The sequence below is a fragment of the Blastopirellula marina genome, from assembly GCF_002967765.1.
Classification (GTDB): Bacteria; Planctomycetota; Planctomycetia; order Pirellulales; family Pirellulaceae; genus Bremerella; species Bremerella marina_A.
On record NZ_PUHY01000010.1, the window covers coordinates 146,378 to 171,569 of the forward strand.

Here is a 25,192-nt window from a genome sequence, read left to right on the forward strand (position 1 = left end):
CACGAACTTTCGAACGGACAAGCCCCTCGTGCTAATCCCTTACGGAACCGACGCACCGCTCTATCATTTTCCTGTCATGACGATCACGCTTGTCGTCATCAATTTGCTGATCTTCGTTGCCGAGCCGATCCATGAAATAGCCACCGGCAGTGAGCGTCATCCACTTGAAGTCATGATCGAGGCGGTTCTGCCCCACAATACGGAGCCCCCCCAAGACTATGTTCTGCAATTTGGCCAAGGCCTCAAACCTTGGCAGTGGATCACCTCCTCGTTTCTGCACCTTAATCTGCTCCACTTGATCGGCAACATGATCTTCCTGGCTTTGTTTGGATTGATAGTTGAAGGAAAAGTGGGCTGGTGGAGGTTTCTCGGGATTTACCTTTTCATTTGTGCAATCGCCAGCTTTCTTTCCCAAGCAATCGTAAGCCTTCTGAATCCTGGTTACGAAGGGATCGCTCTCGGCGCTTCCGACGCGATCAGTGGTTTGATGGCGATCTGTATTGTGTGGGCCCCCTTGAGTAATATTCAGGTCGTCCTGAATATGTACTATCGCTACAACTGGCATTACGATGTTCCCATTGCCGCGTTCGCTGGTTTCTTTTTGTTGCTCGACGTGATCAGCACTCTCTTCTTCGCGGCCCATACCCACAGCTTCGTGCCGTTCACTGCATTTCTGCATACGTGTGGCACGATGATCGGTTTGGCTGTCGGCATAGCCTTCGTGAAGTTGAAGTGGGTCGACTGCGATGGGTTCGATGCATTTACGGTAATCGAAGGACGTCACGAGAAATCGCATTTCCGCGGAGCTGACACGCAGGAACAATCCACGGTATCCACAGCACTCTCGATTGAGCGAGGACTTAACCAGATCCGCGAAATCGTCGACGCGGGAGATCAACCGCAACTCGCCTATCGAGCACACGTCAGCATGTTGCAGAAGCTACCGGAGTGGTACCTGCCTGATCGCGAATTCTTGCTGATCATCCAACAACTATGCCAACAGCAGCACTTCCAAGATGCCGTCCGCGCTATGCGTGACTACTTGAAAACACCGCGGGCCAAGCAGGATCAAGTTCGACTGAAACTAGCCTCAATCCTCATCGATCCGCTGGAACACCCTAGCCAGGCCCTGGAAGTCTTACAGCAGATAGACACCTCCCAGTTAAACGCCAAACAGCGCGCGATCCTGCAGCAAAGCGAAGAACAGGCCCATCAGTTGCGCGACCGGGGTGTTGTCGATTCACTCCACTTCGAAGACTAACGAAGCGATGCGCGCATGAAAAAGGGCGGCGGCTGTTCCATCCGTCGCCCTTTTCGCAGCTGAGTCCATGATCGCTTGCAGCTTAGCGTCGCATGTTCTGCGAAGCCATCGCTTGCTGAACCATCGAAGAGTAACGCATTGGATCGTTCCAGAACGTCTGCAGGCTCTCTTCGCTGCTGAACAGGTAAAGCGTACCGCGGTAAGTCAGACCGAAGCGGCGATCGCCAGGGACCGTTTGCCCCTGGCTAAGATAAGCAACCGGATCGATACCCGACATAACCGGGCTGTATTGATTTGGATTCGAGAGGAACTTCTGCTGTTCGACTTGCGAAGAGAAGAGATAAACCTGACCTTGGTGCTGAGCACCCCAGCGTGGATCGCCCTTCTGCCACTTCATGTGTTCCATTAGCGTTACTGGGCAGTAACCATCCATGGCAAACTGCGGCTGACCAGCCGGAGCAGCTTGTGGCTGTTGCGGAGCAGGCTGACTTGGTGCCGAAAGCTGCGACGAAGGCTGCTCAGGTGCCGATTGCTGGGAAGCAAAACGGGATTGCGGAGGCGAAGCAGGACCACCGAACGACGATTGAGGAGCCGGCTGGCTAGGCGTGGTTTGCGAAGCAACGGCACCGCTCGAGAAACGGCTTTGCGTTGGGGCTGACGGACCAACGCTGGATGGTGCTGCGGCTGGCGGAGCACTGGCATATCGCGAGTTGGCTTGCTGCGGCATTGCAGGCTGAGCAGCGGCTGGGTTCGACGAGTAGCTCGAGTAAACCGAACCACCTTGGCCTTGGCTGGCTTGAGGTGGAGCTGGCTGCGAAACGGGAACCTGCATCGAAGCAGTCACGGTACCGTTACCAGCCTGCGCGACCATTTGAGTTGGAGCTTGTGCTTTGGGATTCACCTTATCGGAAACCGCAGTCAACATGGACAAATAGCGATCCTGCTCTTGTGGGCTGATCGTGCGATACACGAATTGACCAGACGGCGTGATGATCACGTCTTGCGGCCAACGATCGACACCGTACTGTTTGGCGATTTCGGTCTGCTGACTGGCATTCACCTTCACCGGCACATAATCCGCTTCTAACGATTCAGCAAACGAAGCTTGCGAAAAGACGTTCGCTTCCAGCTTGCGACATGGCGGACAGTTGTCGCCATAGAAGTGGATGTAGACCAGCTTGTGATTACCGCCAGCTGCAGCACGGGCCGTTTCGATATTCGGTGCCCAGCGAACGGCATCTTCAGCAAGAACTGTTGCCTGAATCGCTAACAGCAGGACAAGAGCAGAGTAACGAGTAATGGACGTCATGAATGAACGACCCCCGGTTAGCAGATTCGAAAATAATGGCTAGGTTCAGTTTTCCATTGGTTGGTATCGGGAATGGCGCCGAGGGAAATGCATCAAATATTCCGGATTTGCGGAATTTCCTAGATGAAACGATCCCAGCAACGGTAGGCAATAGCCATACTGAAACGGATGCATCACGGCTAAGTCGTTTGGCTTCAACAACTTCAGCAATCACACGTTTTTCATATAGAGAATTTGCGGAACTCTGCCGAATGAATAAGAATGATAGCTTGACACGACCTGGTAAATCCTTATGATTCCAGTAGTTTGATCGTCGTCGAACTCTGGGAAGCTTTGCTTTCCCCAGTCCTTCAGTCGACCATCCTTTCTGCCCAACGATGCTTTGCTGAAACCTCAGGCGGTATCAAGTTCTTCGGGCAGTGACGGTTTTCTTTAATTCAGCCACCACCTTAAACAGCGTGGCCAGTTTGAGAACCAAGGAAGCTTTTTCAGTTCTTCACGGGACTGTGTCGGTTACCAACGATTCGCTAGGGTAACTACGTCTCAGGTAACCACAGATTTATCATTTTCGATTCGCTGGGTAACGGATTGACCCTGCGACAATCATTATAAAGTCGCGATTGGCGAAACCACTGGTTCTCAGTTCAATCGCAACACGGATGCCTCTCTGGGCTGCGTCACCGCTTCAGGTGATTGCAGTTCCACTCCCAGCGAGAGGCGAGGGCTAATTCGACTCGAGCCCAACGCTAAACGTTGCTTTCCAAGCACGATGGCGGGCTTCGCTTGTACGAGTTTTCCTGCTCCCAAGGCAAAAGGAATCTTTCAACCCATTTCAAGGCAAGCTCCGCTTCCAGCGGGCGCTCACCTCAGGAATCTGTTAAAGCGGTTTGGCGTTCTCTAAAGACGCGGACCCACCCTGACTTCTGTGATTAGGTAGTTTTTCAATGTCAAACAAACGGCAGACCCGCTCCAAATCTGGTGGGCGGCGACGTGGTAACAACAGCGGCGGATCATCTGGACCGGGCCCCAAAGGACGTGGGCGATCAGGTGGTGGTAATCGACGCCGATCTTCTCCTCCTAGCTCGAATGTGCCACGCAACAACCTGGATAACGAAGAATTCGAACCAGGTGAACCAATTCCATTGGAGCCATGCTATGGGCTTCTGGAAATGCACCCTAACGGCTACGGATTTCTGCGTAGCCCCGCCAATAACTTTGCCCGCGAACGTACCGATCCTTTCGTTCCGGGAACGATGATTGAACGCTACGGCTTGCGAGTCGGCGTCATGATTCGCGGCATGATCCAACACTTCCGCCGCGGCCAAGGTCCTCGCCTGCGAGACATCTTTGACGTCGATGGAATGGTTCCGGAAGACTACCTGAATGTAAAATCGTTTGACGATCTTACACCGGTGAACCCGAGCCAATACTTGAAATTGGAATACGACGGCGGCCCACTTACCAATCGCGTGGTCGACTTACTGACCCCGCTTGGTAAAGGTCAGCGTGCTTTGATCGTCGCACCGCCACGTACCGGTAAGACGATGCTGATCCAGAACCTCAGCCGAGGCATCACGGCCAACCATCCTGATGTGAAGCTGGTCGTCTTGCTGATCGACGAACGTCCGGAAGAAGTCACCGACATGCAGCGAAGCGTGAAAGGTGAAGTGATCGCAAGTAGCTTAGATCGGGACATCGAAAGCCACGTTCGCCTCTCGCAGTTGGTCATCGAACGCTGCAAACGCTTGGCCGAGTCGGGCCAGGACGTCTTCCTGCTGTTGGACTCGATCACACGTCTCGCTCGTGCGTTTAACAAATGGGTGGGGGATGGCCGCGGGAACAATGCAACCATGTCCGGCGGTATCAACGTCAAGGCCATGGACATCCCGAAGAAGCTGTTCGCCACGGCTCGTGCCTTTGAAGAAGGTGGCTCGCTCACCATTGTTGGTACGGCCCTGGTCGATACCGGCAGCAAGATGGACGAAGTGATCTTCCAAGAGTTCAAGGGTACCGGCAACATGGAACTCGTTCTCGATCGCAAACTGGCCGACCGTCGTGTTTGGCCGGCGATCGACATCTCGCAGTCGGGTACTCGCCGCGAAGAGTTGTTGTTGAATGAAGAGGCTTTGAATGCGGTGATCGCTTTGCGACGAACGCTGACCTCGATGCACCACATCGATGCCATGGAGCAGCTCACTCGCCAGCTGAGTAAGTACGACAACAACGAGCAGTTCATTAGTTTGATCGCCAACAGCCGCGATCGTTATCAATAACGCGAACTCGCTGACAACGTTAAACTCATTCGGAGCCGCCCATCATGGTCGGCTCCGTTTTTGTTGCGCCGGTTAGCAGTCTATGATCACGATAGATCAGCCAAGCGAAAAGCGGAATCGCCGCGAGTGCTGCCCACTGATACGCCGTCAGCCCTAATGCATAGACAGGCTCCGGTCGAAGCCACTCGGTAAAGAACCGATACGTCATGTAGGCGATCAAATAGATCTTGAACAACTGCCCGGGAAACATCTTTTTCTTCCACAGAACGAAGAAGACCACCGCACAGGTCAAGTGAAAGATCGATTCGTAGATCTGCGTGGGATGACGGAGCAGGGTACCACCGTCGGGTGCCAAAGGAAACGTCGTCCCCCACGGCAAGCTACAAGCCTGGCCGAAACAACATCCGCCGACGTAACACGCCCAGCGTCCAATGCCAATCGAAGCGGCCACCGGCACCACGAAGCTGTCGCCGGTCTTCGTGCGTACCTCGAGCACCCACTTCGCTAGTTCAACACCAAAGTAGCCGCCTAAAAGGCCGGCGACAATCGTCTTTCCGTGCGCGAACCATGCCGTGCCATCGATCATGCCTTGCCAATCATGCAAGGCAAACGGCAACTTCGCACCAATCATCGCGCCGCAAAATCCGCCGACGCCAATCCCCAGTTTCTCCCACCAGGCCAGATCAAGCTTCTCTTGAAATAGACGCAGCAGGACCGCCCCGGTCACAATGGCCGACAGCATGATTCCCATGTAAACCAAACTCGTCATGCGTTGCTGTCCACGGCGGTTTTCAAGGGTGGCAGCGGAACGTGCCCATCGCGATAAAGCACATTGTACGCACAGAACGGAACGATATGACCGCTAGGCAACAAATGATGAACGCAACACTTCATCACCCGGCGAACGTCAAAGTTGTAGGCATCGAGGAAGGACGTGATCATGATGCGAAATACGTCGCGCGCTCCTAGTTGTTCCTGCATCGCCTTGGTGAAAAACTCCACCGCCGCCTCGGCATACGCAGGATCGGCCGTGTTCAATGCTCCGATCAACTCGTCCACGGGACTCTTCGAGCTCAGGACCGGCAACGCGAACCCACTGCCAAGATCGGAGGAGGGAGGAGCACAACTTCCACCCGGACAACAAGCCTCGCGAACGAGGTAGCGTTCAAGAATCTCTTTTACCGCGCCTCGCTGAAATGAAATTCCACCCGCGAGCAAGTCGAGATGTTCAGCGGCTTTGATAAAACGCATCAGCGGAACCAACTCGCCATTACGCCGATAAGCGTACGACATCTGGTGACAATTGGGATGAGCGCACGGCAGCGGCATGAAGTCCGCCTCGGTATAACGACCGGAGGTCTGCTCGACAATGCCATGAATGACATCGGGGAAGGTAATCCGATTCTCAAGTTCTTCCGGTAAGACGTGCCGCCCAGAATACGTCGCCGGCTGCAAGCTGAGCCCCGTAATCCATGGCCTCGCCGCACAGTAATCGACCAGTTGCCCTAGTTCATTGTCGTTGACGCCCGGCTGAAGCGTCGCCACCAGATTCACGTGCAGACCGGCCTGGCCGCAGTTTTCAACCGCTTTCAATTTAGTTTCGACCAGCGATTCGCCGCGAAGCTGTAACGAAGTCGTTTCGCGGAAACCATCGAACTGGAGATAGATCTCCACCCGTTTGCGTCGCTCAGCCAAGAACTCGACCAACTCAGGATCGTGCGCCAGACGAATCCCATTGGTATTGATCATCACATAGTCGATCGGTCGCGATAGCGCATAGTCGAGAATCGCGCGGAACTGCGGATGAATCGTTGGTTCACCCCCAGAAAGCTGCAGCACCTCCGGATTCCCTTCCACCTCGACATAACGATCGATTGTTCGCTGGCATTCCTCAAGCGTCAAATGCTTCCCGCCAGGTCCGCTCGCTGCGTAACACATCGGGCAAGAGAGATTGCAACTCGAAGTGACTTCCAACAAACCGATGCAAGTATGTTGCTCGTGTTCCGTGCACAAGCCGCAGTCGAGCGGACACCCCTTGTCTGGCTCCACGCCAAAGTCACGTGGAATCTTCCCAGGCACGTTGAATTGTGTTTGATCGTACCACTTGACGTCGGAGCAAACGAAATCGTCCCGCGTTCCGTGGGTTTCGCAGCGTTTGCGAAAGTAAACACGATTACCCCGCGTAATAATCTTCGCCGGCACGACCGCCAGGCATTCCGGACAAAGACTCTGCGTGATCCCGAGAACGGTGTAGTCGCGAAATTGATAATTCATACGGCTCTTTTTAATGAATCGAGAGCAACATCAAGCAAAATGCAAACAACGCGATAATCGTGGCAATCATCAGCAAGATCACGGTCCCGATCGTGGCAACCACCGCCGAAAGGGCCAGCGAAAGTTTTTGCAGCACGGGATTCTCGCTGCGGCTACCGCGTAACATGAACGCGGAAACGGCGACAACCAAGGGCACCACAATCAGCAGAAAGGGAATAATACCATCGAAGCTACTTGCCAACATGCCGAAGGTAATCAACACCGTCGCGAATACGAGCAGCACGAATGCCCAGATCGACAAGCCGTGGCCAAATTTGCTTTGACGAGCAGCAACTTCAGGCGGCACGAGTTCGGCATCGATCAGTTCTTCTTTCCCTTGATACAACGGACTGCGACAAATCCAACAGACATTGGCGAACGAATTATTCTCGGCGCCGCATTCCGGACAGACGAACGTAGGCAAATCAGATCGGGTCATTCTGCCTCCTTCGCCTGTTGTTGGTCGAGACGCTGATGGTATTGTTCTGCCATGGGACGCGCGAGCCGAATGATCTGCCCCACGATCAGCCCGGTACCCCCGATGCAAGTCAGGCCAACGCCTTGATGGATCAGAGGAACGGCATGATCGGCATCGAACCACGAATCATCTACCGCGCCTACGGTCGCCATGTAAGCGAACATTGCGCCGAGTGTCGCTGCCCAGACAAGCTTCAAATCGAATCGTAATCCTGCCATCGCGACCACGAAATAAAACGCTCCGGTGAGCGCAGTGGCCATGGGGCCGCCAGCAAGTGCAATCAATACGGCAATCGCCACCAAATCGATTCCAGTCGTGAGAAACGGAAGCCAAACCGGAAGGAAGCGTTTCAGCACGAGTAAGAGCGTCAACAGGGAAATCACCAGCAGCATCACAGACACGGCCGTTGCCCCTTGATGAAACCGCAAGTTGGCCGTTCGCTCTTCGCCGGAAAGCGTCCCGAACTGATGACCTAACTGGCAGGCATACAGCACCACAACGGCAATCGCCCGCAAGACGAGGACACGCATCTCGCCAGAATACGTTTGCCAGCGCCGAACAATGAACCATTGCCGATCGCGTACTTCGAGCGGTAGCTGAGTCGAGTCATCCATGGACCTTTCCTTTCTCCTCCGCTTCTTTCACGGTAGGTGCTTTGACAGCAGAATGAAACCCGATGACAAACGTAAGTAGGCCGAGCGACATTGGGATAATTCCCACCACCAACATTTCGGCGAGTCCAGCAAGCTGCAAGGACTCAGCAATCGTGCCGAGGACAAAGCCACTGCCGAACAACGCAACGGCAGTAAAGAAATAGATCGGCAACATCCAACCAATCGATGCGATGATCACCTGCATCTGACGATCCCAATCAGGCGTTTTCTGGCGTCGCTCGCGTTCAGACCGCAGCACCAGGTAGGCTCGCAAGAGCCCGGGGGCCATGTAAAAGAAAAGCATGATTGCCAAGACAATCGATACCCCAAAGGCGATCGCAATTCCCACTGCGCTTAGGATCATCGACGTCCATAACGCGGTAAACGTTCCCTCCGTCGGCGATTGTTGCGACTGGGGTGTCTCAAATGGGTTCACAGGCTCAGGCAAATTCATTCCTTGTCTTTCTTGCCAGGACCATACGGAGTATCCTCGGGCTCCAACCGCTTACCATTCCAACGATACCCGAGAGACCCGGCGAAAAGAATCACGAAAACCGCCAAAGCAACACCGTCGCCCAAAAGAAATGCGATCGGCATGACAATCAGTTCGGAGGAACGTGGTACGCCAATAATAGAAATCACAGGAACACATACGATCAAACCACTCGAGACCGCCGCCAATCCGATCCCCGCCACAATAAAGAACGAACTAATAATAATCCCCTGTTGCAGAAGGGGATTAGGCAAGCGTTTGTCCTTCACACATCGGTTCAAACGAATGTAAGCATGCACAGCCCCAGGGGCCAAAGTCATTCCTATCATTACGGAAAAGCCCGGCGCGAACGGCAGCAGCGCGATCGTCGCACAACCTGCGATACACAATACGATCCAGAACCCCAACAAGGAATACTTCTTTCCTTCGGTTGCCGTATCCACAGGCGAGCGAAACGGATTGATCTCTTCCTTCACTTGCGTCATTTCAAATCATCGCTGTTGGAGGAGTTAGCAACCTGATCCGACGATGCTTGCTGGCGTTTCAAACGAAACCCGAGTGACATCGCGTAGAACAGTCCGAACGCAGCGAGCGGAAGCAGCACGCCCATGAAGAATCCCGAAAGGATCATCGGTCCTTCGCCCACCCCAGTTTCTGATAGTACAACGATCGTTGCGAAACAAAACAGACCTCCTGCGATGGATGTTCCGACGGCAATGCCGGTCACAATGAAGAACGACCCCAGCAACATGCCGACTTGGAGCAGGGGAGCAGAAATCTCCCCCTCGCGCGATCGTCGATACAACCGGACATAAGCATGCACGAATACGGGCGCCAAAACAATCGCCAGCATGATCGATATCCCCGGCCAGAACGGAAGCAGGAAGATCGCTACGATGCCCACAAAGCAGAGAACTCCCCAGAAGATCGTCAAGACATGGGAACGCTCTCCTTCGTCGGCAGCCACGGGCGAGCGAAATGGATTGCTCTCTTCTTCGCTCATTGCCGCCCAGAGTCCTGTATTGAGCTTGTTGCCGAATCGTCGCTCGACCGAGGCTTTGCCTTCCCCAGCGACCACCACCATGCAAAGCCGTAAGCGACGATACCGGCAATGGTGCCGAGTGAGCCACCGACCATCAGCATCCACCCAAAACCGTACGGATCGCTGGCAGCCCATGGACTGCCGATCCTTGCAGCAGCCATCCCTCCGGCAAAGCACACCACGGTAAAAGCCGCGGCCCCAGCCAACAACACCGGCACGCAAACCAGCACGGACGTGAAGAAGATCGAGAGCTGCTGTTCCGTCGGCGGCCAGACGCCACTTTCATGGGCTGTTCGCTGAAAGCGGATTAATGCTCGTAAATGAGCCGGCACCAGGATCAGTGCCGCGACAATGCCCAGGCCAGGGTAAAACCAAGCCAGGATCGCAACCAGGAAGATGCTTGCTGGTACGGTCCCCCAGAACGCCAGCTTCGACAGAACAAATCCCTCCGAACTGGCCCCATCAGCCGTTTTGGGCGACCGAAACGGGTTTGGCTCGTGGCCATCTGGCATTCGACATCCCTCGTTAAAAGCAGCAGGCGGAACAATGCATAACCCAAATCCTCCGCATGCCATACGCGAAAAACTCCCCCGGTTGCGGTCAATTCCTGCGGCCGCTATTCTCATAAAACGCACGATCAGTTAAGATGCACCGTGAACCTAGAGCCCCCGTCAGGCCTCCCCTTGTGGGAAGCTTCACGGTGCGTCTCCTTGGAGGGTAAGCGAATGGTTAGCGGTCACATTGGAAATGTGATGCCCCGTCAGGGGTTGCGAGTTCGAGTCTCGTGCCCTCCGCTTTAAGCTAAGGCCGTCAACACAAACCGTTGACGGCCTTACTTTTGCGCATCGGCATGAACCGCCCAGTCTACCCCTAGTAAGGGGAAAGAAACGAGGCCGCCCGGCACTTCCGCTGGCCGCGAGAATGGCGTAAAACAAGACACTCAAACCACTTGCCCTCGTAGCTCAGGGGATAGAGCGACGGTTTCCTAAACCGCAGGTCGGAGGTTCGATTCCTCCCGGGGGCACTTTCTCATATTTCGCGTTCGTTCGGAACGATGCTGGCAATTCTTAAGCGAATTAGCACCGACTTGCCAGCAACGCAGCATCCTTCGCTGTGGTCCTTTTACACAGGATCACAATTCTTCACGCCGATTTTTGCGAGGAAATTAGTTCTTCTTTCCCCCGCTATTCGCTCAACAAAAGTTCTTCTGGATCGGAGAATAGGTCGTCGACGGATTCGGCAAAATTGTCTTCCTCGGCGTAGCTGTCCTCTTCATCGTCGCTGGCCAACCAAATTTGCCAGTCTGGATCGGTGAAGGGATCTTCCCGATTCTCTTCGGCAGTGAGGCCCAGGGAGGATTGTTTGAGACCCTCAGTCGGGGTCCTACCGATGTCTGGGGACGTTATGGCGGGCGAAGTTTGGGTATATCCCAAGTACGCGTCACCACTCTTGCCTGTTGCTACGAAATCGGTCGACTCCCCTTCGAGAAGCGACTGCGTCCCGGAGGGAAGCGAGACAGGAATGAGACGAATCCCGCTAGAGGTGGTCAGAAAAATCGTCGTTCCCTGAGCGTTGATCGAGATGTCGACAATGCTGGCGATATCATCCCCAATGACGAAGCTATCGATCACGTCAAACGTCGCCGTATCGTAAGCGTCGATCTTATCGGTCGCAGCATTCACCGCGAATAGCACGTCCTGAGTAGGATCGAAAATGTAGGCAGCAACGCTTGTGATCCCGGTCGATGTCTTCGAATTCAGATTCGACGCGTCATAGATATTGGAAAGAAATGCAATCTCTGTTCCATCACGACTAATCGCTGCCGGACGCGAACCGATCGACGTATTGGTGTTTACCGCGTTCGTTAACGTATCGGTATCGCTGTTGTAGGTGAAAATTGGCCCAGACGAGATATTGCTCTCTTGGAAGAAAAGAATGCGATAGTCCGAGCTGCGCGTGATCCCGGTATTCTGGCGGACGTTTCGATACTGTGTGAACTGGCCGGTCGTGAGATCAATTTTCCTTAAGGGCGTCCAGCCAGAGCCTGCGAAATCGGTGGTGAAAAAGACCTCACCGGTGGCAGTTACCGCTACGTCACTCACGCCCTGTTCGTGGAACGCCAAAGTATATTCGTAGCTTGTTTTGCTCCCATCGCTCAGATTGACTTTCCAGAGCGTACCGGAACTCGATCCCGGGACCGCTTCTCCGATGATTGCAAATTGTCCATCTGGCGTTATGTCTAAACCGCGAGGGTGGGCCGCAATTTCGTCAAAGCTGGCGAGCATCGTCTGCGATGCAACATCCCAACGTTGAAGCGATCCGTCGGACCGCGTGAAATATAAGATCGAATTCACCGGATCAAACACATGATCAACGGCATCGGTGAAGGGGAGTAACATACCTCCAGACTCTGGAAGAATCACATCCCACGTCGCAGTAGTATTGGAATTCAACGCATTTCCAGCCAAGTCTGTGATGCCTGAACCCGTAGAGATCAGTGTCAAGTCGTAAGCCCCAACCGAATCGTTGAGACTGGCAAACCCACTGAGGGTCCACGATACACCTCCATCGCTCGATACGACCGATTCGGCACCTGTCAGCAGATTGCTCCCACCGTTGAAGCTTAGTCGGAAGTCGTCTGGGGTTACCCCTTGGACCGCCTCCGTGAACGTAAGAGTCACGGCATCGACTGCGTCATAGCGACTGCTCGGTACGACGTCCGCGAAAGTTCCGACAGGTCGGAATACGTCTCCTTCGGGAATCGAAATCGGGATTTGCCGGATTCCAGCGGAGGTCGTTACGTATGCAAAGGCAACCCCATCATCGAGCGACAAATCGAGTGAGCCAGAAACATCAACGCCAATCGGGAAGCGATCGATCTCGGACAGGAATCGTGGATCATACGCGATGATCGCATCAGCAACGGAATCGACAACAAACAAGATGTCTCGATTCGGATCGAACGCCAATCCCGAGACGTTGGACAAACCACTTGCCACTACCGACAAGTCAGCCGCGTTGTAAATCTTATCTCGGAACGCGATCAGGCTGCTATCGTGATTGATTGCGGCCGGTAATGCGCCAATAAATGCGCTAGTATTGAGCGAAGCCGGGAAGGTACCCGTATCACTATCGTAAGTGAAGATTGGGCCCGACGAGATGTTGCTCTCCTGGAAGAAGAGCACGCGATAATCAGGCCCGCGGGAGATACCAGTGTTCTGACGTACGCTGCGAACTTCCGTAAATTCCCCGGTCGCTAAATCAAGTGACCTTAATTGAATCCAGCCTGAACCAGCATAGCTTGTCGTGAAGAAAGCCTTCCCATCAGCGGAGATGGCCAAATCAACGACACCTCGCTCTGTCGAAGCCGCGTCGTAGATCAACGTCGTGATCGAACCGTCACTTAGATTGACCTTCTTGATCGCTCCTCCCGAAACGCCGTCAAATCCTTCTCCCACGTAAGCAAATTGCCCATCCGGTGTCACGTCAAAGCCGCTCGCATCGACGGCAACATGGTCGATGCTGCTAAGGAGAGTTTGCGAGGCGACATCCCAACGTTCGATCGAACCATCAGCAGTCAAAATGTAAAGGATTTCGCCGTTTGCGTCGTAGACGTGATCCTTCGCATTCTCAAACGGCAAAGTGATGCTCGTCGGAACCGCCGTACTGACGACCCACGTGCTGCTAACCGACTGAATCAGATCGTTACCCAGCAAATCTTGAATACCGGAATCTTGAGCCGCCAAGCTGAGTTGATAATTCCCCTCGAACTGGATTAGCGATCCAAGATTCCCCAGCGTCCAAGTCTTGCCGCCATCAGGCGATTGCAAGGTCACGGTTCCATCGAGCAAATTGGCACTGCCATCTCGTGTTAGCTCGAAGTCATCAATCGTGACACCAGTGACGGGTTCGCTGAACTGAATCGTCAACGTCTCGATCGGCCCTGCCTGAACGTTCGGTACGAACTCGACAATTTTGGGCGTCGGGGCAATTGTCTCCCCGGCGGTCAGTTTAATCGCGATTTGCCTGATCCCAGAATCGGTCGTAACGAAGACATAGCCGGTGCTTTGCGTCACGGTAATATCGGCACTGCCAGTCACATCCTCATCAATGGCAAAGCGGCCAAGAATACTTAGACTGACCGGGTCATAGGCCACTACTTCATCGGCCGCCGTATCTACCACGTACAGGATGTCCTGATCAGGATCAAACGCGTAACCACCAGCGTTTGGCACCCCGATCGAAATGGTCGACAGATCAGACGAATCGAGGACCGAGCCTAGGATCGCCACCATCGATCCATCACGGCTAACGGCATCGGGAATCCCTCCAACGAATCGCTGCGTGTTCGTTGATGCAGTGAACGAGCCAGCTTCGACATCAAACGACCACAACGGGCCGGAAGATATGTTGCCTTCCTGGAAGAACAACAAGCTACGATCCGCACCACGCGTCACACTTGTGTTTTGTTGGAGATTCCGAATCTTCGTCATCTCGCCGGTATCAGGATTCAATTCGCGGAAAGGAACGTAGCCAGAGCCAGCAAAGCGTGTCGTGAAGTAAACCATTCCGTTCGAGCCGACGGCCAAGTCGAAAACGCCTTGCTCCGGCCAACCGTTGTAGTCGTACTGGAAGCTGGTCTTTGTACCGTCGGTCAGATCGACCTTCCACACCGTTCCTCCCGTCGCTCCGCCGTTCCCTTCACCTACGAAGGCATATTGACCATCCGGGGAAATATCAAAACCACTGGGATTAACGACAATCGCATCGAAACTAGTCTGAAATGATTGTGTGGCAACGTCCCATCGTTCAATGGAACCGGCGGAGGTCAGGACATAGAGGATTCCGCCAGTGGAATCATAAACCTGCTCGCTGACGCCGGAGAAGGGGATAAGGATGTCACCGAAAAGCGAGATATCGATTTTCCACGTGCCGGCCGCATCTCCCAAAAGGGCGTTCCCAGAGGTATCGACAATTCCGGAATCGGCGGCGACTAGCGTGATCTCGTAATTACCTTCTGCCAAATTCAAGTCGCTAAGGTTGCCCAGAACCCAGCTTTTTCCACCATCGCTCGTTTCGAGCGTGACGTTGGCGTTCAGGAGGTTACTACCACCATCTTTGATCAAGACAAAGTCGTCGAGCGTGACGCCAGTAACCACTTCGCTGAAACTGATCGTTAATTGCTCAACAGCATTCGAGCGCGATTGCGGGATCACCGAGAGAATTTCGGCAGTGGGGCGTACGACATCGCCATCGGGGATCGAAATGGCCACCTCGCGGACACCGGTTGGCGTGGTGAGAAAAATGTATCCCGAACTTCCCGTCACCGACAACAACGTCGTCCCACTGATATCCTCACCGATCTCAAATCGATCGATTATGGTTAATGTCGTGGGATCGTAGGCAACGATCTCGTCCGCTGCCGTATCAGCGACATAGAGAATATCGCGAGCCGGATCGAACACGTAACCGCCGGCGTTAGAAACACCCGACGTAATCGTCGCAAGTGTGGAACCGTCGAGGACGGAACCGAGAAACGCGATCAAGCTTCCGTCGTAACTCACGGCGTCGGGCAACGATCCTACGAAGCGTGAAGTATTCACTGCTGCTGAAAACGACGACGTATTGGCATCGTAGCTAAAGATCGGTCCTGAAGAAATGTTCGACTCTTGGAAGAACAACCGGCTATAGTCAGCACCGCGTGTGATGCTGGTATTCTGCCGGACATTTCGCAGTTTCGTCATTTCGCCCGTCGCGAGATCAACTTCTCGCAGCGGATTCCAGCCAGAACCAGCGAACTGAGTTGTGAAGAATAGCTTGCCATTGGACGAGACTGCTAAATCGAATACGCCTCGTTCCAAGCTTCCGTCATAACTATAGTGAAGCGACGTTTTCGTTCCATCGCTGAGACCGACCTTCCAGATCGTCCCCCCTGTCGCTCCGGCATAACCTTCTCCGACGTACGCGTATTGTCCATCCGGGGTAATATCGAATCCAAACGGCGAAGTCGCGATGTCCTCGAAACTGGCCAATAGGGATTGCGTGGTCACATCCCAGCGTTGGATGGTACCGTCTGAGGTCAGGATGTACTCGATTCCATTCACTTCGTCGTAAACGTGAGCTCTCACGTTTTGAAACGGCAACAACACGTTGCCCAGGGCCGAGGCATCGATCGTCCAAGTGGTGGTCGCGTCAGCCAACAAAGTGTTGCCCGCGAGGTCTTCAATTCCGGAACCCACCGCCACCAGCGTTAACCGGTAATCTCCTTCTGCCAAGTTCAGATTGCCGAGATTCCCCAACACCCAGGTCGTGCCGCCGTCGGTCGATTGCAACGTGACTGTTCCATCCAGTAAGTCGTTTCCACCATTTTGTGTTAATTTGAAGTCATCCAAGGTGACGCCGGCAACAGGTTCGCTGAACTGAATCGTCAGACTTTGAACGGCCGACGCACGGACTTCGGGAACGACAGAGAGGATCTCGGCGGTAGGACGTAGGACGTCGCCTTCTGGAATCGAGATAGGTACTTCCTGGACACCGGCCGTCGTCAACACGAATGCGTAACCGCTGCTTCCCGTGACGCTGACTTCCACCGTACCAGATATGTCTTTCCCTATTGGGAAGCGGGCAATCTCGTTCAACGATTGGGGATCGTAGGCAATAATCGCGTCGGCTGCGGTATCGGCGACATACAGAATGTTTCGCTCAGGATCGAACGCGTAACCACCAGCATTCACGATACCGGTTGATGTCGTGTCGAGGTTGGTCGCATCGAGTACCGAACCTAGGAAAGCGATCAAGCTTCCATCGTGGCTCACCGCATCCGGCAACGAACCAACGAAAGTCATCGTATTGAAAGAAGAAGAAAAAGTGGACGTACCGGCGTCGTAGGTGAAAATCGGACCAGAAGAGATGTTACTTTCTTGGAAGAACAAACGACTGTAATCGGCACCGCGGGTAATGCTGGTGTTTTGCCGAACGTCTTTCAGCTTGGTGATCTCGCCCGTGTCTAGATCAACCTTTCGCAGCGGTGTCCAGCCTGAACCTGCAAAGCTGGTGGTGAAGAACAAGTTTCCATCCGCCGATAATGCCAGATCGAAAACGCCTCGTTCCAAGTAGCCATCGTAGTCAAACGAAAGACTTGTCTTGCTGCCGTCGGTTAGATCGACTTTCCAGACAATTCCCCCCGTTGCACCGCTGGCTCCTTCACCAACATACGCGTAACGTCCATCCGCCGTGACATCGAGTCCACGCGGGGTCACGGCAATATTGTCGAAACTCGACAGCATGGTTTGCGAGGCGATATCCCATCGCTGCAAGGACCCTTGAGCTGTTGTGACGTACAGAATCCCTTCCGAAGCGTCCCATGCCTGGTCAACCGCATCAGAGATACCAAGCCAAGTACTTTCCTCGGTGTTGCTGCCGCGGTACCACGATTGAAAGATGTCGCTGGCTAACAGGTTTCCGCTTTGATCGGTGATACCTGAGCCTGCGGCATGCAAGGACAGCCAGTACGCTCCAGTTTCGGAAGTCCGTTGCGGATTGACGAACAACACCCATGTTCGTCCACCGTCAATCGAAATCACCGGTTCGTTGCCAGTCAGCAAATTGTTGCCGTCCCCATGCGACAAAATAAAGTCATCAGCAGTCACACCTTCGACGACTTCACTGAATGTCGTCACGATACCCAGCAATGGCAGCGGTGTGCCTTGGTAGGGGAGTGTGTCAATCTCACCATGGGGTGCATCTGTATCACTGGCATCGGCATGAGGGCCGAACAACGCAATCTGCTGAATCCCCGTGGTTGTCGTCACGAACAACAGGTTCGATTGATCCGTGATCGAAACATCGGTCGAGCTGGTAACATCGGCATCAATCGCAATTCGTCGCAGCAGCAAGTAGTCGTCAGCGTCAAAGACAACAATTTCATCGCTATCAGCGTCAATCGCGAAAAATAGTTCACCCGTGCTATTGAAGGTTAAACCGACAAGCCCGCTCATTCCGATGTGTTCCGTCGCTAACGTCTCGGAAAGCATCGAGTTGTCGAATGCGATCGCGGTGCCATCGGGATTGATTGCGGCGGGAATGTTGCCCACAAATCGCCCGGTATCACGGCTCGCGGCGAACGTATCCGTGTCGGCATCGTAAGTAAAGAGTGGGCCGGAGGAGATGTTTGCTTCTTGGAATAAGAGAAGGGAACGGTCAGCGCCACGGGTGATTCCCGTGTTTTGGCGAACGTTCTGATGTTGGGTCATCTCATCCGTCGCTAAGTCGATCGAGCGAAGCGGATTCCAACCCGAGCCGGCAAAGCGTGTCGTAAAGAAGAGTTTGCCGTTGGACGCTATGGCCAAGTCGTAAACGCCCTGTTCCAACGATTCCAATGTATAGTGCAGCGCCGTCTTGGTACCGTCGTTAAGGTTGACTTTCCAGATGGTTCCTTCGCCGTTGGCCACTGCAGTATCGCCAACATAGGCAAACATTCCGTCTTCGGTAACATCAAGGCCGCTCGGTGTCGAGGCGATTCCCTCGAACCGTTGCAGTAGCGTCTGGCTTTGATAGCTCCAACGCTCTAAGTCACCACTTGAAGTCGTGACGTACAGGATGTCCCGTCGCGTGTCGTAAACATGGTCCACCGCGTTCGGTACGTTAATCGTGACCGAGGCGGATATGTTCGTCCCAGGCGGCGTATCGTCGGGTTCCGTCAGGCCAGGTATCCGTAGCAACGCGTTGATCTGCTTCGACATGCCGAAGTTTTGGACAAACCAACTGAAGTCGGATAGTCCCACTTTACCGTCTCGATCGTAATCGAATCTTGAGGCACTGGACTTAAAAGAGCCAGTCAATTCGGGATCGGACGAGTAGCCGAAGTTTTCTACGAAGAAGGAGAAATCTGCGAGCCCAACCTTACCGTCGTCGTTCGCATCATAAGTAACGACTGCAATATTACCCTCGACCTTGGGTTCGCTGACCATCGCTTCGCCCGAACCGAACTCCGATTCCAGCAACTCAAATCCAACATCCTCTTGAGGAGATGGATAGCCTGCAGTATCCCCCAAGGAAATCCCGATATTATTCGCTTGATTGGAAGCGTACTTCAGTGTCCCCACGAGCACGGCTTGGCCAACTTGATAAGTCGACAAATTCAAGCTTGTGAAGTTAGCGACTGTCCGCTGCGTTTCGCCGGTGGAAGTCGTATCGAGCGTCAGTCCCGCTCCCATACTACTTCCGACCGTTGGTTCCGCATACAGTGTTGCCGATGCACTTAGCGTCGCTGAGAAGTCGAAGGGAACATTCGGAGTATCACTTCCCACCGTATACCAGATTTCAACGATTGCGGTTTCCCACTCGTTCAGCGTGACGTTCGGCGTCGGGCTGATCCGAACCGATCCCACCGACACAACGTTTCGCTGCGTATTCAAGTTGGCCGAGACAAAACTGGCTTCCTGCTTGACGTTCACTTGCAAGCTGTGCTCGACATAAACGCCTAGCGAGTCGATCGCTCGTAAGACAATTGTCGCGGTTCCCGTATTTGTTTCGGAAAACGCCAGGGTCAGCTTGTCACCGGTCAGCACCGGAGTGACCAGTGAATCGTCCGAATTACTCTCGATCGATAACGTCAATGTGTCGCCTAGACTTACGGTATCGGGATCAGAGAATAGATTACTGAGATCGATCACCCGCGGCTCGCTGCCGGCGTTGACCGTCACATCAGGAAAATCAGCTGAAATAACCGGTGGCGAATTATTATCAACAGTTAATAACGCCTCGGCCCCAATCCCCCCTGAGTCCCCCGAAAGCATCAACCGGCCTTCGAGATGTTCTGAAGCAAAGACGCTTCCACGTGACTTGCGAGCGAGACGTTGACGGCGAGATTTCAACTTCAATCGATCCGACGATTTCATGGCAAGCGTGTCTAACTGGGAGAGGGGGAGAATATGGCAAAACGATTGAGGGGACAACGTATTGCGAAACGACAACCGAGGATTAGTTCGATTGTCGAATAGGAATATGAGTGGACAGTAGACGGGATTTCGGCCGAATGATATGCCCCACAAACCGCCAATGGTCTTTGGCAATCGAGAATAAACCCAGAGACTTCTCGACCTGCGAAACCATCGCCTACCGGGGCACAAACGCCCCCCACTCACGGTGGATATGCCGATCGTAATGCATCGGCAAACGCCGGTCAATGTTTATGACAGTCGGATTATAGGAATTAACATCAAACGATTTCTCAGCTTTGATTTAGGTAAGAGCTTGCATTCTTGTTAGGATGCAGGTCGTCTTGACCAAGTGATCACAATTTGACCTCTCAAGCGAGAACGGTCGGTCCCGAAATGCAGAGAGACTTGCTGTAATGCAAGTCTCTCTGTGTTCCATTTTCTGGACGCGCTTACAAGCGAGATCCAACCCTAGAAGCTGCCGTTAACTTCACCATTATTGCGGGTGAACAGGGCCTGGTAGGTGTTGAAGTTGATGGTGTCCGGAATGAAGCTTACCGAGCCATCACAGCGATTGAACATCGCTCCGCCAGGGTGGTAACTGCCGAACGACAGTTCCAACAAGTGCCCCACTACGCCTGGTTCATGAATACGGGCGTTCATCCGCACCGCCGCGGAACCAACAGCTTCACTGAATTCACCACCATGATTACTTCCGTCGCAGCGGCATGGATCGATCTGGTTCGAGCCAATGTACCAGTGATCGATACCTTGGCCATCCTTCACGAATTTCGGATCGGTTTGAGCTTCGCCAACGGCAATCGTGTTCGACGTACCATCTTGAATGTCGGCAAAACGCTGGGCTTTACAGCCAAAGATAACGCCATTCTGATCCAGCGACTGTAACGAAAGGGGGCCGTAGGAAGCCGTGATTTGATTCGCCTTATCACCACTGGCGAGCGTGCCTGAGTTCCCGAGATAACTCATCGGAACACGATCCTTAATGTTGTTGTAGGTGTAGTGCTCACCAATTGGCATCGTCGGGCAGAAGTACGAATTGATAAACGTACCGCAGGCGTTTTCATTCGGACCTGCTGGGGCCCAGTTATCGCTCTCGCCGAATAATAGAGTTTCGTACAGATTGTTCTGTTCGATGAAAGGCAAAATGCGACCACTCCACAAATGGCCCCGATTGAACCAGGCCGGTGGAAATACTTTGTGGGTGTCGTGATAGTTTTGCAGACCAAGTCCGATCTGCTTCATGTTGTTGCTGCATTGCATCCGTCGTGCAGCTTCGCGAGCTTGTTGGACTGCGGGTAAGAGCAGTGCAATGAGTACTCCGATGATTGCGATCACGACAAGCAGTTCCACCAGGGTAAAACCAGGACGATTCACGCGTTCGGTCTTCTGAAGGTTCATTAAAAACACTCCTGTTGGTGCGTTACTGTTTCCCCCGAACAGCAGCAACGCGATTCCTATTACGAGTAACGAGGCGCAGACAACACGCCAAAAGAGAAATTACGTAGGGCCCGACGTCGAGCAGTCAGACTTCAGATCAAAGTTGAATGTGCCAGAAGACTCAACTTCGACTTCAATCGATGACTTTTTGTTGTAGCAAGCCGGCACGGTCATGCTGGTCGACACAGCTTCTTCTTCGCCTTCTTCTTCCTCACCACCTTCTCCCTCGTCGCCGACCGTTCCGGTCACGATGCGAACCGTCTTATGTCCCGTGGTGACACCCGACTGTTCCGAGTTGAACATCATGGTGTAATTACCACTCGAATCGGTTTCGCCGTACGAGTATTTCATGTCAGGCGTTTCAAAGATGACCGTCGCGCCGGAAAGTGGCTGACCATCGAGAGTAACGGTGCCGCTGACATCAACGAGGCCTAGCTTGCTGTAGTCGGTTTTCACTGTGGTGTCGCATCCGCTAAACCCAACGATTGCGACAAGGATTACTAAAGAGAATAAATTTCGGGGCAAAGTTCGATCTCCCATCATGGGCGATTCACAAACCTCGACGATATAAAGCGTGAAATTTGAAACCGCGTACTTGTGATCGTCGACTTCATCTGAGTTACGGTTCCTGCTTGCGGGGGTTTCACAAGCGGCACCAGTGTTACTAAAATTCGGCCGACATTTCTGAAAAGGCCGCACTATAACACTCGAGGTCGTCGATCAGACCGCGTCTTAACGGCGAATTCATTTAAGACTTGATGAAGAAGCGACCTCCTTCAAAAAATCGCCCAATAAAAGTTCGCGCGGAGGACCGGTTGCAGAATGCGAAGAGAAGATGGCGACCTGCAAGGCCGCGATGAATGCAAGGTCATTGACGACGAAAAGCCGCTTTAGCAGTCTGTTGATTTTACGCTTCGTTAGCGAGTCCTTGAGATTGGGGCGAGGGCAAGGCGTGAGTCCGCAGGCATATCCACTAGATATGTCGAGGAATTCACAACGCAGCAATCGCCCCAATCTCAATGACGTAGCCGATCCAATGACGTAGCCGATCTGAGAAATTCAACAAGCTGTTAAGTCGTCGCTTCGTCACGTAACTTGGCAGGCGTAGTGCGCGCCAGTAAAAACCACCGCACGAATAACGGAATGTATAAGGCGGCCGCCAAGAGGTGCGCAGGAATGCCAACAGCAACCGAGAGAAAAAAGAAGTTCCCCTGCACAAAGTAAAAGCCAACGATCCAAATCACCCACAAGATCGCGCCAGGCACAGCCACGTACCCCATAGGTTTTAGTGACCGATACAGGGCATCGTTCCAGGCATCGACCGAAGCACGACGTCCAACGAAATGACGGATGAATCGTCCCACGCCTTCTAAGACCGGCACCGTCAAGAACCAACAAACGATGCCAATCAAAAGGATCGCCGCGATATCAAATATTCGTACTGCGAAGAGAAGCCCGACTGGCATGTCGTCGCGCAAGACGAATCGATCAAAGGCAAAAAAGTTAAATAGCCCGGCCGGCAATAGCAAGCCAATCGCAACTCGAACCGAAAACAGGGCACTGCTTCGCTCGCGCGTGGAGCTAGATTCTGGTTGGCTTCGTGATTCCGGTGATTGAAACGGATTGATTTCCATCGGGTCGCTCAGTTTAACGATCTGTCGTTAAAAGAATCACGCATGCGCAGAAAGAAACAAAGTATCGCCGTCGTTGGCTCTGAACGTACGCCATCGTAATCGACATGCAGCACTTCGCCGAGCGGCAAAATGCCATGCTCCAACCTGCGTATTGCATTAACTTCTTCGCCACGCAAGCGCGACACTTCTCCCAAACGTCCGATGAAGAGGAACTTTTCCAATATTTTTTCACCGCTCTGTGTCGCAGCACTGATTCCGTAAAGATCTGAAACTTGGTTTTGTCGCTATTTTGAAAGATTCCGTGAGATTTGTTCCCAAAAACAACTGACTCGCATTAAGCGGGAAGATTGTTCCTTTCACCGGCTATTTTTCGCTCGCGGTTCACCGCTGGAAAACAAAAGCTACCGTATTTCATTTGAATCGTCTGTGATTAATACGCGAACGGCAGCGCAAAGAGATTCAATTAGGATAGGCCCTTCGAGACGTTGAAATCAAGAATCTGTTAACTGCAATATCGGCACGCCCCAAAGGATCCGTTGTCAAATTTTAGAAGGCGAAATAGAGTAACGACATCGCACATCGACGCCTCTCGACACGGATTTGTCAGGGACCGTCGCTTCGTTGGAACAGTTGACCTCTCCAGGACTTACATGAGCCGCGCGTTCGCATGTAATCGCGACTTCCTTCGACAACTGCGCTTACGTAACGGTTGGACGCAGGCCGATCTCGCTCGACGAGCTGGGTACAGCGAACGTCTAATCAGCAAGGCGGAAGCTGGGGCACCGATCGCGCGGGAAACGATCTCGGATCTGGCCGAAGCACTCAGTAGCGAGGATGAGCAACTTCATTGGGAAGACCTCGCTTGCGACCCTGTTCAACTCGCCCAGCGTTATATCTCCGCATTCCATGTCCACAAAGCGAATGCGCTCGACGTTCTTGAAGACATGATTGACGAGAACGTTCACTTCCGCATCGCGGGCAATCCAGAAGAAATACCATTCGCCGGAGAATATCGTGGCATTCCTGCTGCCCGGGAGATGTTCAAAGTCTTCTTCAGCGTGTTGGAGGTCCCCGATCACGATTTTGAGAAGTGCTTTGAATATATCGGGCAGGGCCCCAACGCAATTATCTGGGGCGAGTCATGGATCCACCCAATCGGACGCCCGATGGAGACACCGATTCGGATCTCGAACCTGCTGAAGTTTCGTCGAGGCAAGCTAGTCTTCCTCGACGACTGTTTCGATACCGCGGCCGGAGCGGCTGAGCTGAACAATCGCCCCAAGTCGTAATCGACGTTGTCTTCTGTCGATCAACCTTCCAACTTATCACGCATCTCTTGTTCGTGAGCTCGGATTTCGCCGGTCGGATCGGCCTCGGCAAAGTCTTCCATTTCGTAGACGGGCCGAATTTCGATTTCCGATTCTCCTTCCATCGGTGGCGGGCACTTCTTTACCCAATCAATCGCTTCCTGAAGGGATGCTACTTTCCACATCCAATAGCCTGCGATCAGTTCCTTCGTTTCGGCGAATGGTCCGTCCGTAACAACGCGATCGTCTCCTTGAAACCGAACCCGTGCACCTTGCGAGCTCGGTTTCAGGCCCTCGCCGGCCAGCATGATGCCAGCATCGACTAGTTGCTGATTGAATTGGCCCATCGCCTCCAGCAATTCGGTACTGGGGAGTTTGCCAGCTTCGGATTCTTGCGTCGCCTTAACGATCACCATGACTTTCATCGCGTCTCACCTTTTCTCGGAACTGTTTTGTTTCACTTGCCTCATTCTTGGCTTTCGTTAAGTAGACGAACTGCCTAAAGCCATATCGACATGGCTTGCCAAGATTTTTCGATTTTACCTGCCATAATTCCCTTTGCCTCCTGGCAGCGGTAAACTTGGCGCAGATGTATTTCGATCTCGTGTCGACGCCTAAAGAAGGAAATCATATGTCCACCGCCTACAAACCAGAAGGTTACAACTCGGCGTCTGCTTACTTGATTGTCAAAGGAGCCCAGGGCACGATCGACTTTCTAAAACAAGTCTTTTCCGCCACGCCGCTTCGCCGAATCGACCGAGAGAACGGTAGCATCATGCATGCCGAGGTGAAAATCGACGATACCGTGATCATGATCGCAGACGAACTCGAGGGCTGGCCAGCAGTTCTATCGCACGTCCATATCTATGTCCCAAACGTAGACGAAGTTTTTCAGAAAGCGATCGCTGCCGGGGCGACCACGGTGCAAGAGCCTTCTCAACGCTCGCCCGAGGATGATAAACGGGGCGGGTTTCAAGACACCGGCGGAACCACGTGGTGGGTTGCGACCCAGGTAAGCTAGTTTTGGAAGCGA

17 protein-coding genes, 2 tRNA genes and 1 pseudogene are annotated in these 25,192 nt (G+C 53.3%); 6 read left to right on the forward strand and 14 right to left on the reverse strand.

Translation table 11 applies throughout. The annotated features are described in order from the left end of the window. Positions 1-28: 28 nt before the first annotated feature. Complete coding sequence (locus tag C5Y83_RS11610) at positions 29-1,261, forward strand: rhomboid family intramembrane serine protease (protein ID WP_105329909.1); 1,233 nt, start codon at positions 29-31, stop codon at positions 1,259-1,261. Positions 1,262-1,343: 82 nt separating this feature from the next. Here C5Y83_RS11610 and C5Y83_RS11615 read toward each other — a convergent pair whose 3' ends face one another. After that, the gene (locus C5Y83_RS11615; RefSeq protein ID WP_105329910.1) at positions 1,344-2,570 is read right to left on the reverse strand and encodes a DUF255 domain-containing protein; all 1,227 of its coding nucleotides are present in this window, start codon (positions 2,568-2,570) and stop codon (positions 1,344-1,346) included. 944 nt (positions 2,571-3,514) lie between these two features. Between C5Y83_RS11615 and rho the strand changes: the two genes are divergently transcribed. Next, on the forward strand, positions 3,515-4,843 hold the full coding sequence (rho, locus tag C5Y83_RS11620; protein WP_105329911.1) for a transcription termination factor Rho: 1,329 nt from the start codon (positions 3,515-3,517) through the stop codon (positions 4,841-4,843). A 25-nt stretch (positions 4,844-4,868) separates the two neighbouring features. Here the strand turns inward: rho and C5Y83_RS11625 are convergent, their stop codons facing one another. From C5Y83_RS11625 to C5Y83_RS11660, 8 genes and pseudogenes are all read right to left on the reverse strand, one after another. Further along, a complete protein-coding gene (locus tag C5Y83_RS11625) occupies positions 4,869-5,612 on the reverse strand; it encodes a prolipoprotein diacylglyceryl transferase (protein ID WP_105329912.1) in 744 nt (247 codons plus the stop codon). A gap of 779 nt (positions 5,613-6,391) precedes the next feature. Beyond that, positions 6,392-7,117 (reverse strand): annotated as a pseudogene (locus C5Y83_RS30165) (radical SAM protein); the annotation flags it as partial. A gap of 10 nt (positions 7,118-7,127) precedes the next feature. Beyond that, positions 7,128-7,595 carry a hypothetical protein gene (locus C5Y83_RS11635; protein WP_105329914.1) on the reverse strand — a complete coding sequence of 156 codons (468 nt, stop codon included), beginning with the start codon at positions 7,593-7,595 and terminating at the stop codon, positions 7,128-7,130. Continuing rightward, complete coding sequence (locus tag C5Y83_RS11640) at positions 7,592-8,248, reverse strand: hypothetical protein (RefSeq protein WP_105329915.1); 657 nt, start codon at positions 8,246-8,248, stop codon at positions 7,592-7,594. The genes C5Y83_RS11635 and C5Y83_RS11640 overlap by 4 nt, the downstream gene beginning before the upstream one ends. Next, the gene (locus C5Y83_RS11645; RefSeq protein ID WP_105329916.1) at positions 8,241-8,741 is read right to left on the reverse strand and encodes a hypothetical protein; all 501 of its coding nucleotides are present in this window, start codon (positions 8,739-8,741) and stop codon (positions 8,241-8,243) included. Before C5Y83_RS11645 ends, C5Y83_RS11640 begins: the two co-directional genes overlap by 8 nt. After that, the gene (locus C5Y83_RS11650; protein WP_105329917.1) at positions 8,738-9,265 is read right to left on the reverse strand and encodes a hypothetical protein; all 528 of its coding nucleotides are present in this window, start codon (positions 9,263-9,265) and stop codon (positions 8,738-8,740) included. Before C5Y83_RS11650 ends, C5Y83_RS11645 begins: the two co-directional genes overlap by 4 nt. After that, entirely contained in the window at positions 9,262-9,783 is a 522-nt protein-coding gene (locus tag C5Y83_RS11655) for a hypothetical protein (RefSeq protein WP_105329918.1), read from the reverse strand. The genes C5Y83_RS11650 and C5Y83_RS11655 overlap by 4 nt, the downstream gene beginning before the upstream one ends. Next, entirely contained in the window at positions 9,780-10,334 is a 555-nt protein-coding gene (locus C5Y83_RS11660) for a hypothetical protein (RefSeq protein ID WP_105329919.1), read from the reverse strand. The genes C5Y83_RS11655 and C5Y83_RS11660 overlap by 4 nt, the downstream gene beginning before the upstream one ends. A gap of 200 nt (positions 10,335-10,534) precedes the next feature. On the opposite strand from C5Y83_RS11660, the gene C5Y83_RS11665 reads away from it, so the two are divergent. Together C5Y83_RS11665 and C5Y83_RS11670 are read left to right on the forward strand one after the other, a co-directional pair. Continuing rightward, positions 10,535-10,616, forward strand: a tRNA-Ser gene (locus C5Y83_RS11665). A 157-nt stretch (positions 10,617-10,773) separates the two neighbouring features. Beyond that, positions 10,774-10,846 (forward strand) — tRNA-Arg (locus C5Y83_RS11670). Positions 10,847-11,006: 160 nt separating this feature from the next. Here C5Y83_RS11670 and C5Y83_RS11675 read toward each other — a convergent pair. The 4 genes from C5Y83_RS11675 to C5Y83_RS11690 form a co-directional block, all read right to left on the reverse strand. After that, on the reverse strand, positions 11,007-19,697 hold the full coding sequence (locus C5Y83_RS11675; protein WP_146117748.1) for a hypothetical protein: 8,691 nt from the start codon (positions 19,695-19,697) through the stop codon (positions 11,007-11,009). A 534-nt stretch (positions 19,698-20,231) separates the two neighbouring features. Then, positions 20,232-21,179, reverse strand: coding sequence for a DUF1559 domain-containing protein (locus tag C5Y83_RS11680; protein WP_105329921.1), 948 nt, complete (start codon positions 21,177-21,179; stop codon positions 20,232-20,234). 99 nt (positions 21,180-21,278) lie between these two features. Next, on the reverse strand, positions 21,279-21,674 hold the full coding sequence (locus tag C5Y83_RS29130; RefSeq protein ID WP_146117749.1) for a carboxypeptidase regulatory-like domain-containing protein: 396 nt from the start codon (positions 21,672-21,674) through the stop codon (positions 21,279-21,281). Between the two features lie 614 nt (positions 21,675-22,288). Beyond that, entirely contained in the window at positions 22,289-22,852 is a 564-nt protein-coding gene (locus C5Y83_RS11690; protein ID WP_105329923.1) for a hypothetical protein, read from the reverse strand. A gap of 650 nt (positions 22,853-23,502) precedes the next feature. Here C5Y83_RS11690 and C5Y83_RS11700 point away from each other — a divergent pair. Continuing rightward, a complete protein-coding gene (locus C5Y83_RS11700) occupies positions 23,503-24,141 on the forward strand; it encodes a helix-turn-helix domain-containing protein (protein WP_105329925.1) in 639 nt (212 codons plus the stop codon). Positions 24,142-24,161: 20 nt separating this feature from the next. On the opposite strand, the gene C5Y83_RS11705 is transcribed toward C5Y83_RS11700, so the two are convergent. After that, on the reverse strand, positions 24,162-24,584 hold the full coding sequence (locus C5Y83_RS11705) for a YciI family protein (protein ID WP_105329926.1): 423 nt from the start codon (positions 24,582-24,584) through the stop codon (positions 24,162-24,164). Positions 24,585-24,790: 206 nt separating this feature from the next. Between C5Y83_RS11705 and C5Y83_RS11710 the strand changes: the two genes are divergently transcribed. Further along, the gene (locus C5Y83_RS11710) at positions 24,791-25,180 is read left to right on the forward strand and encodes a VOC family protein (RefSeq protein WP_105329927.1); all 390 of its coding nucleotides are present in this window, start codon (positions 24,791-24,793) and stop codon (positions 25,178-25,180) included. Positions 25,181-25,192: the final 12 nt, after the last annotated feature.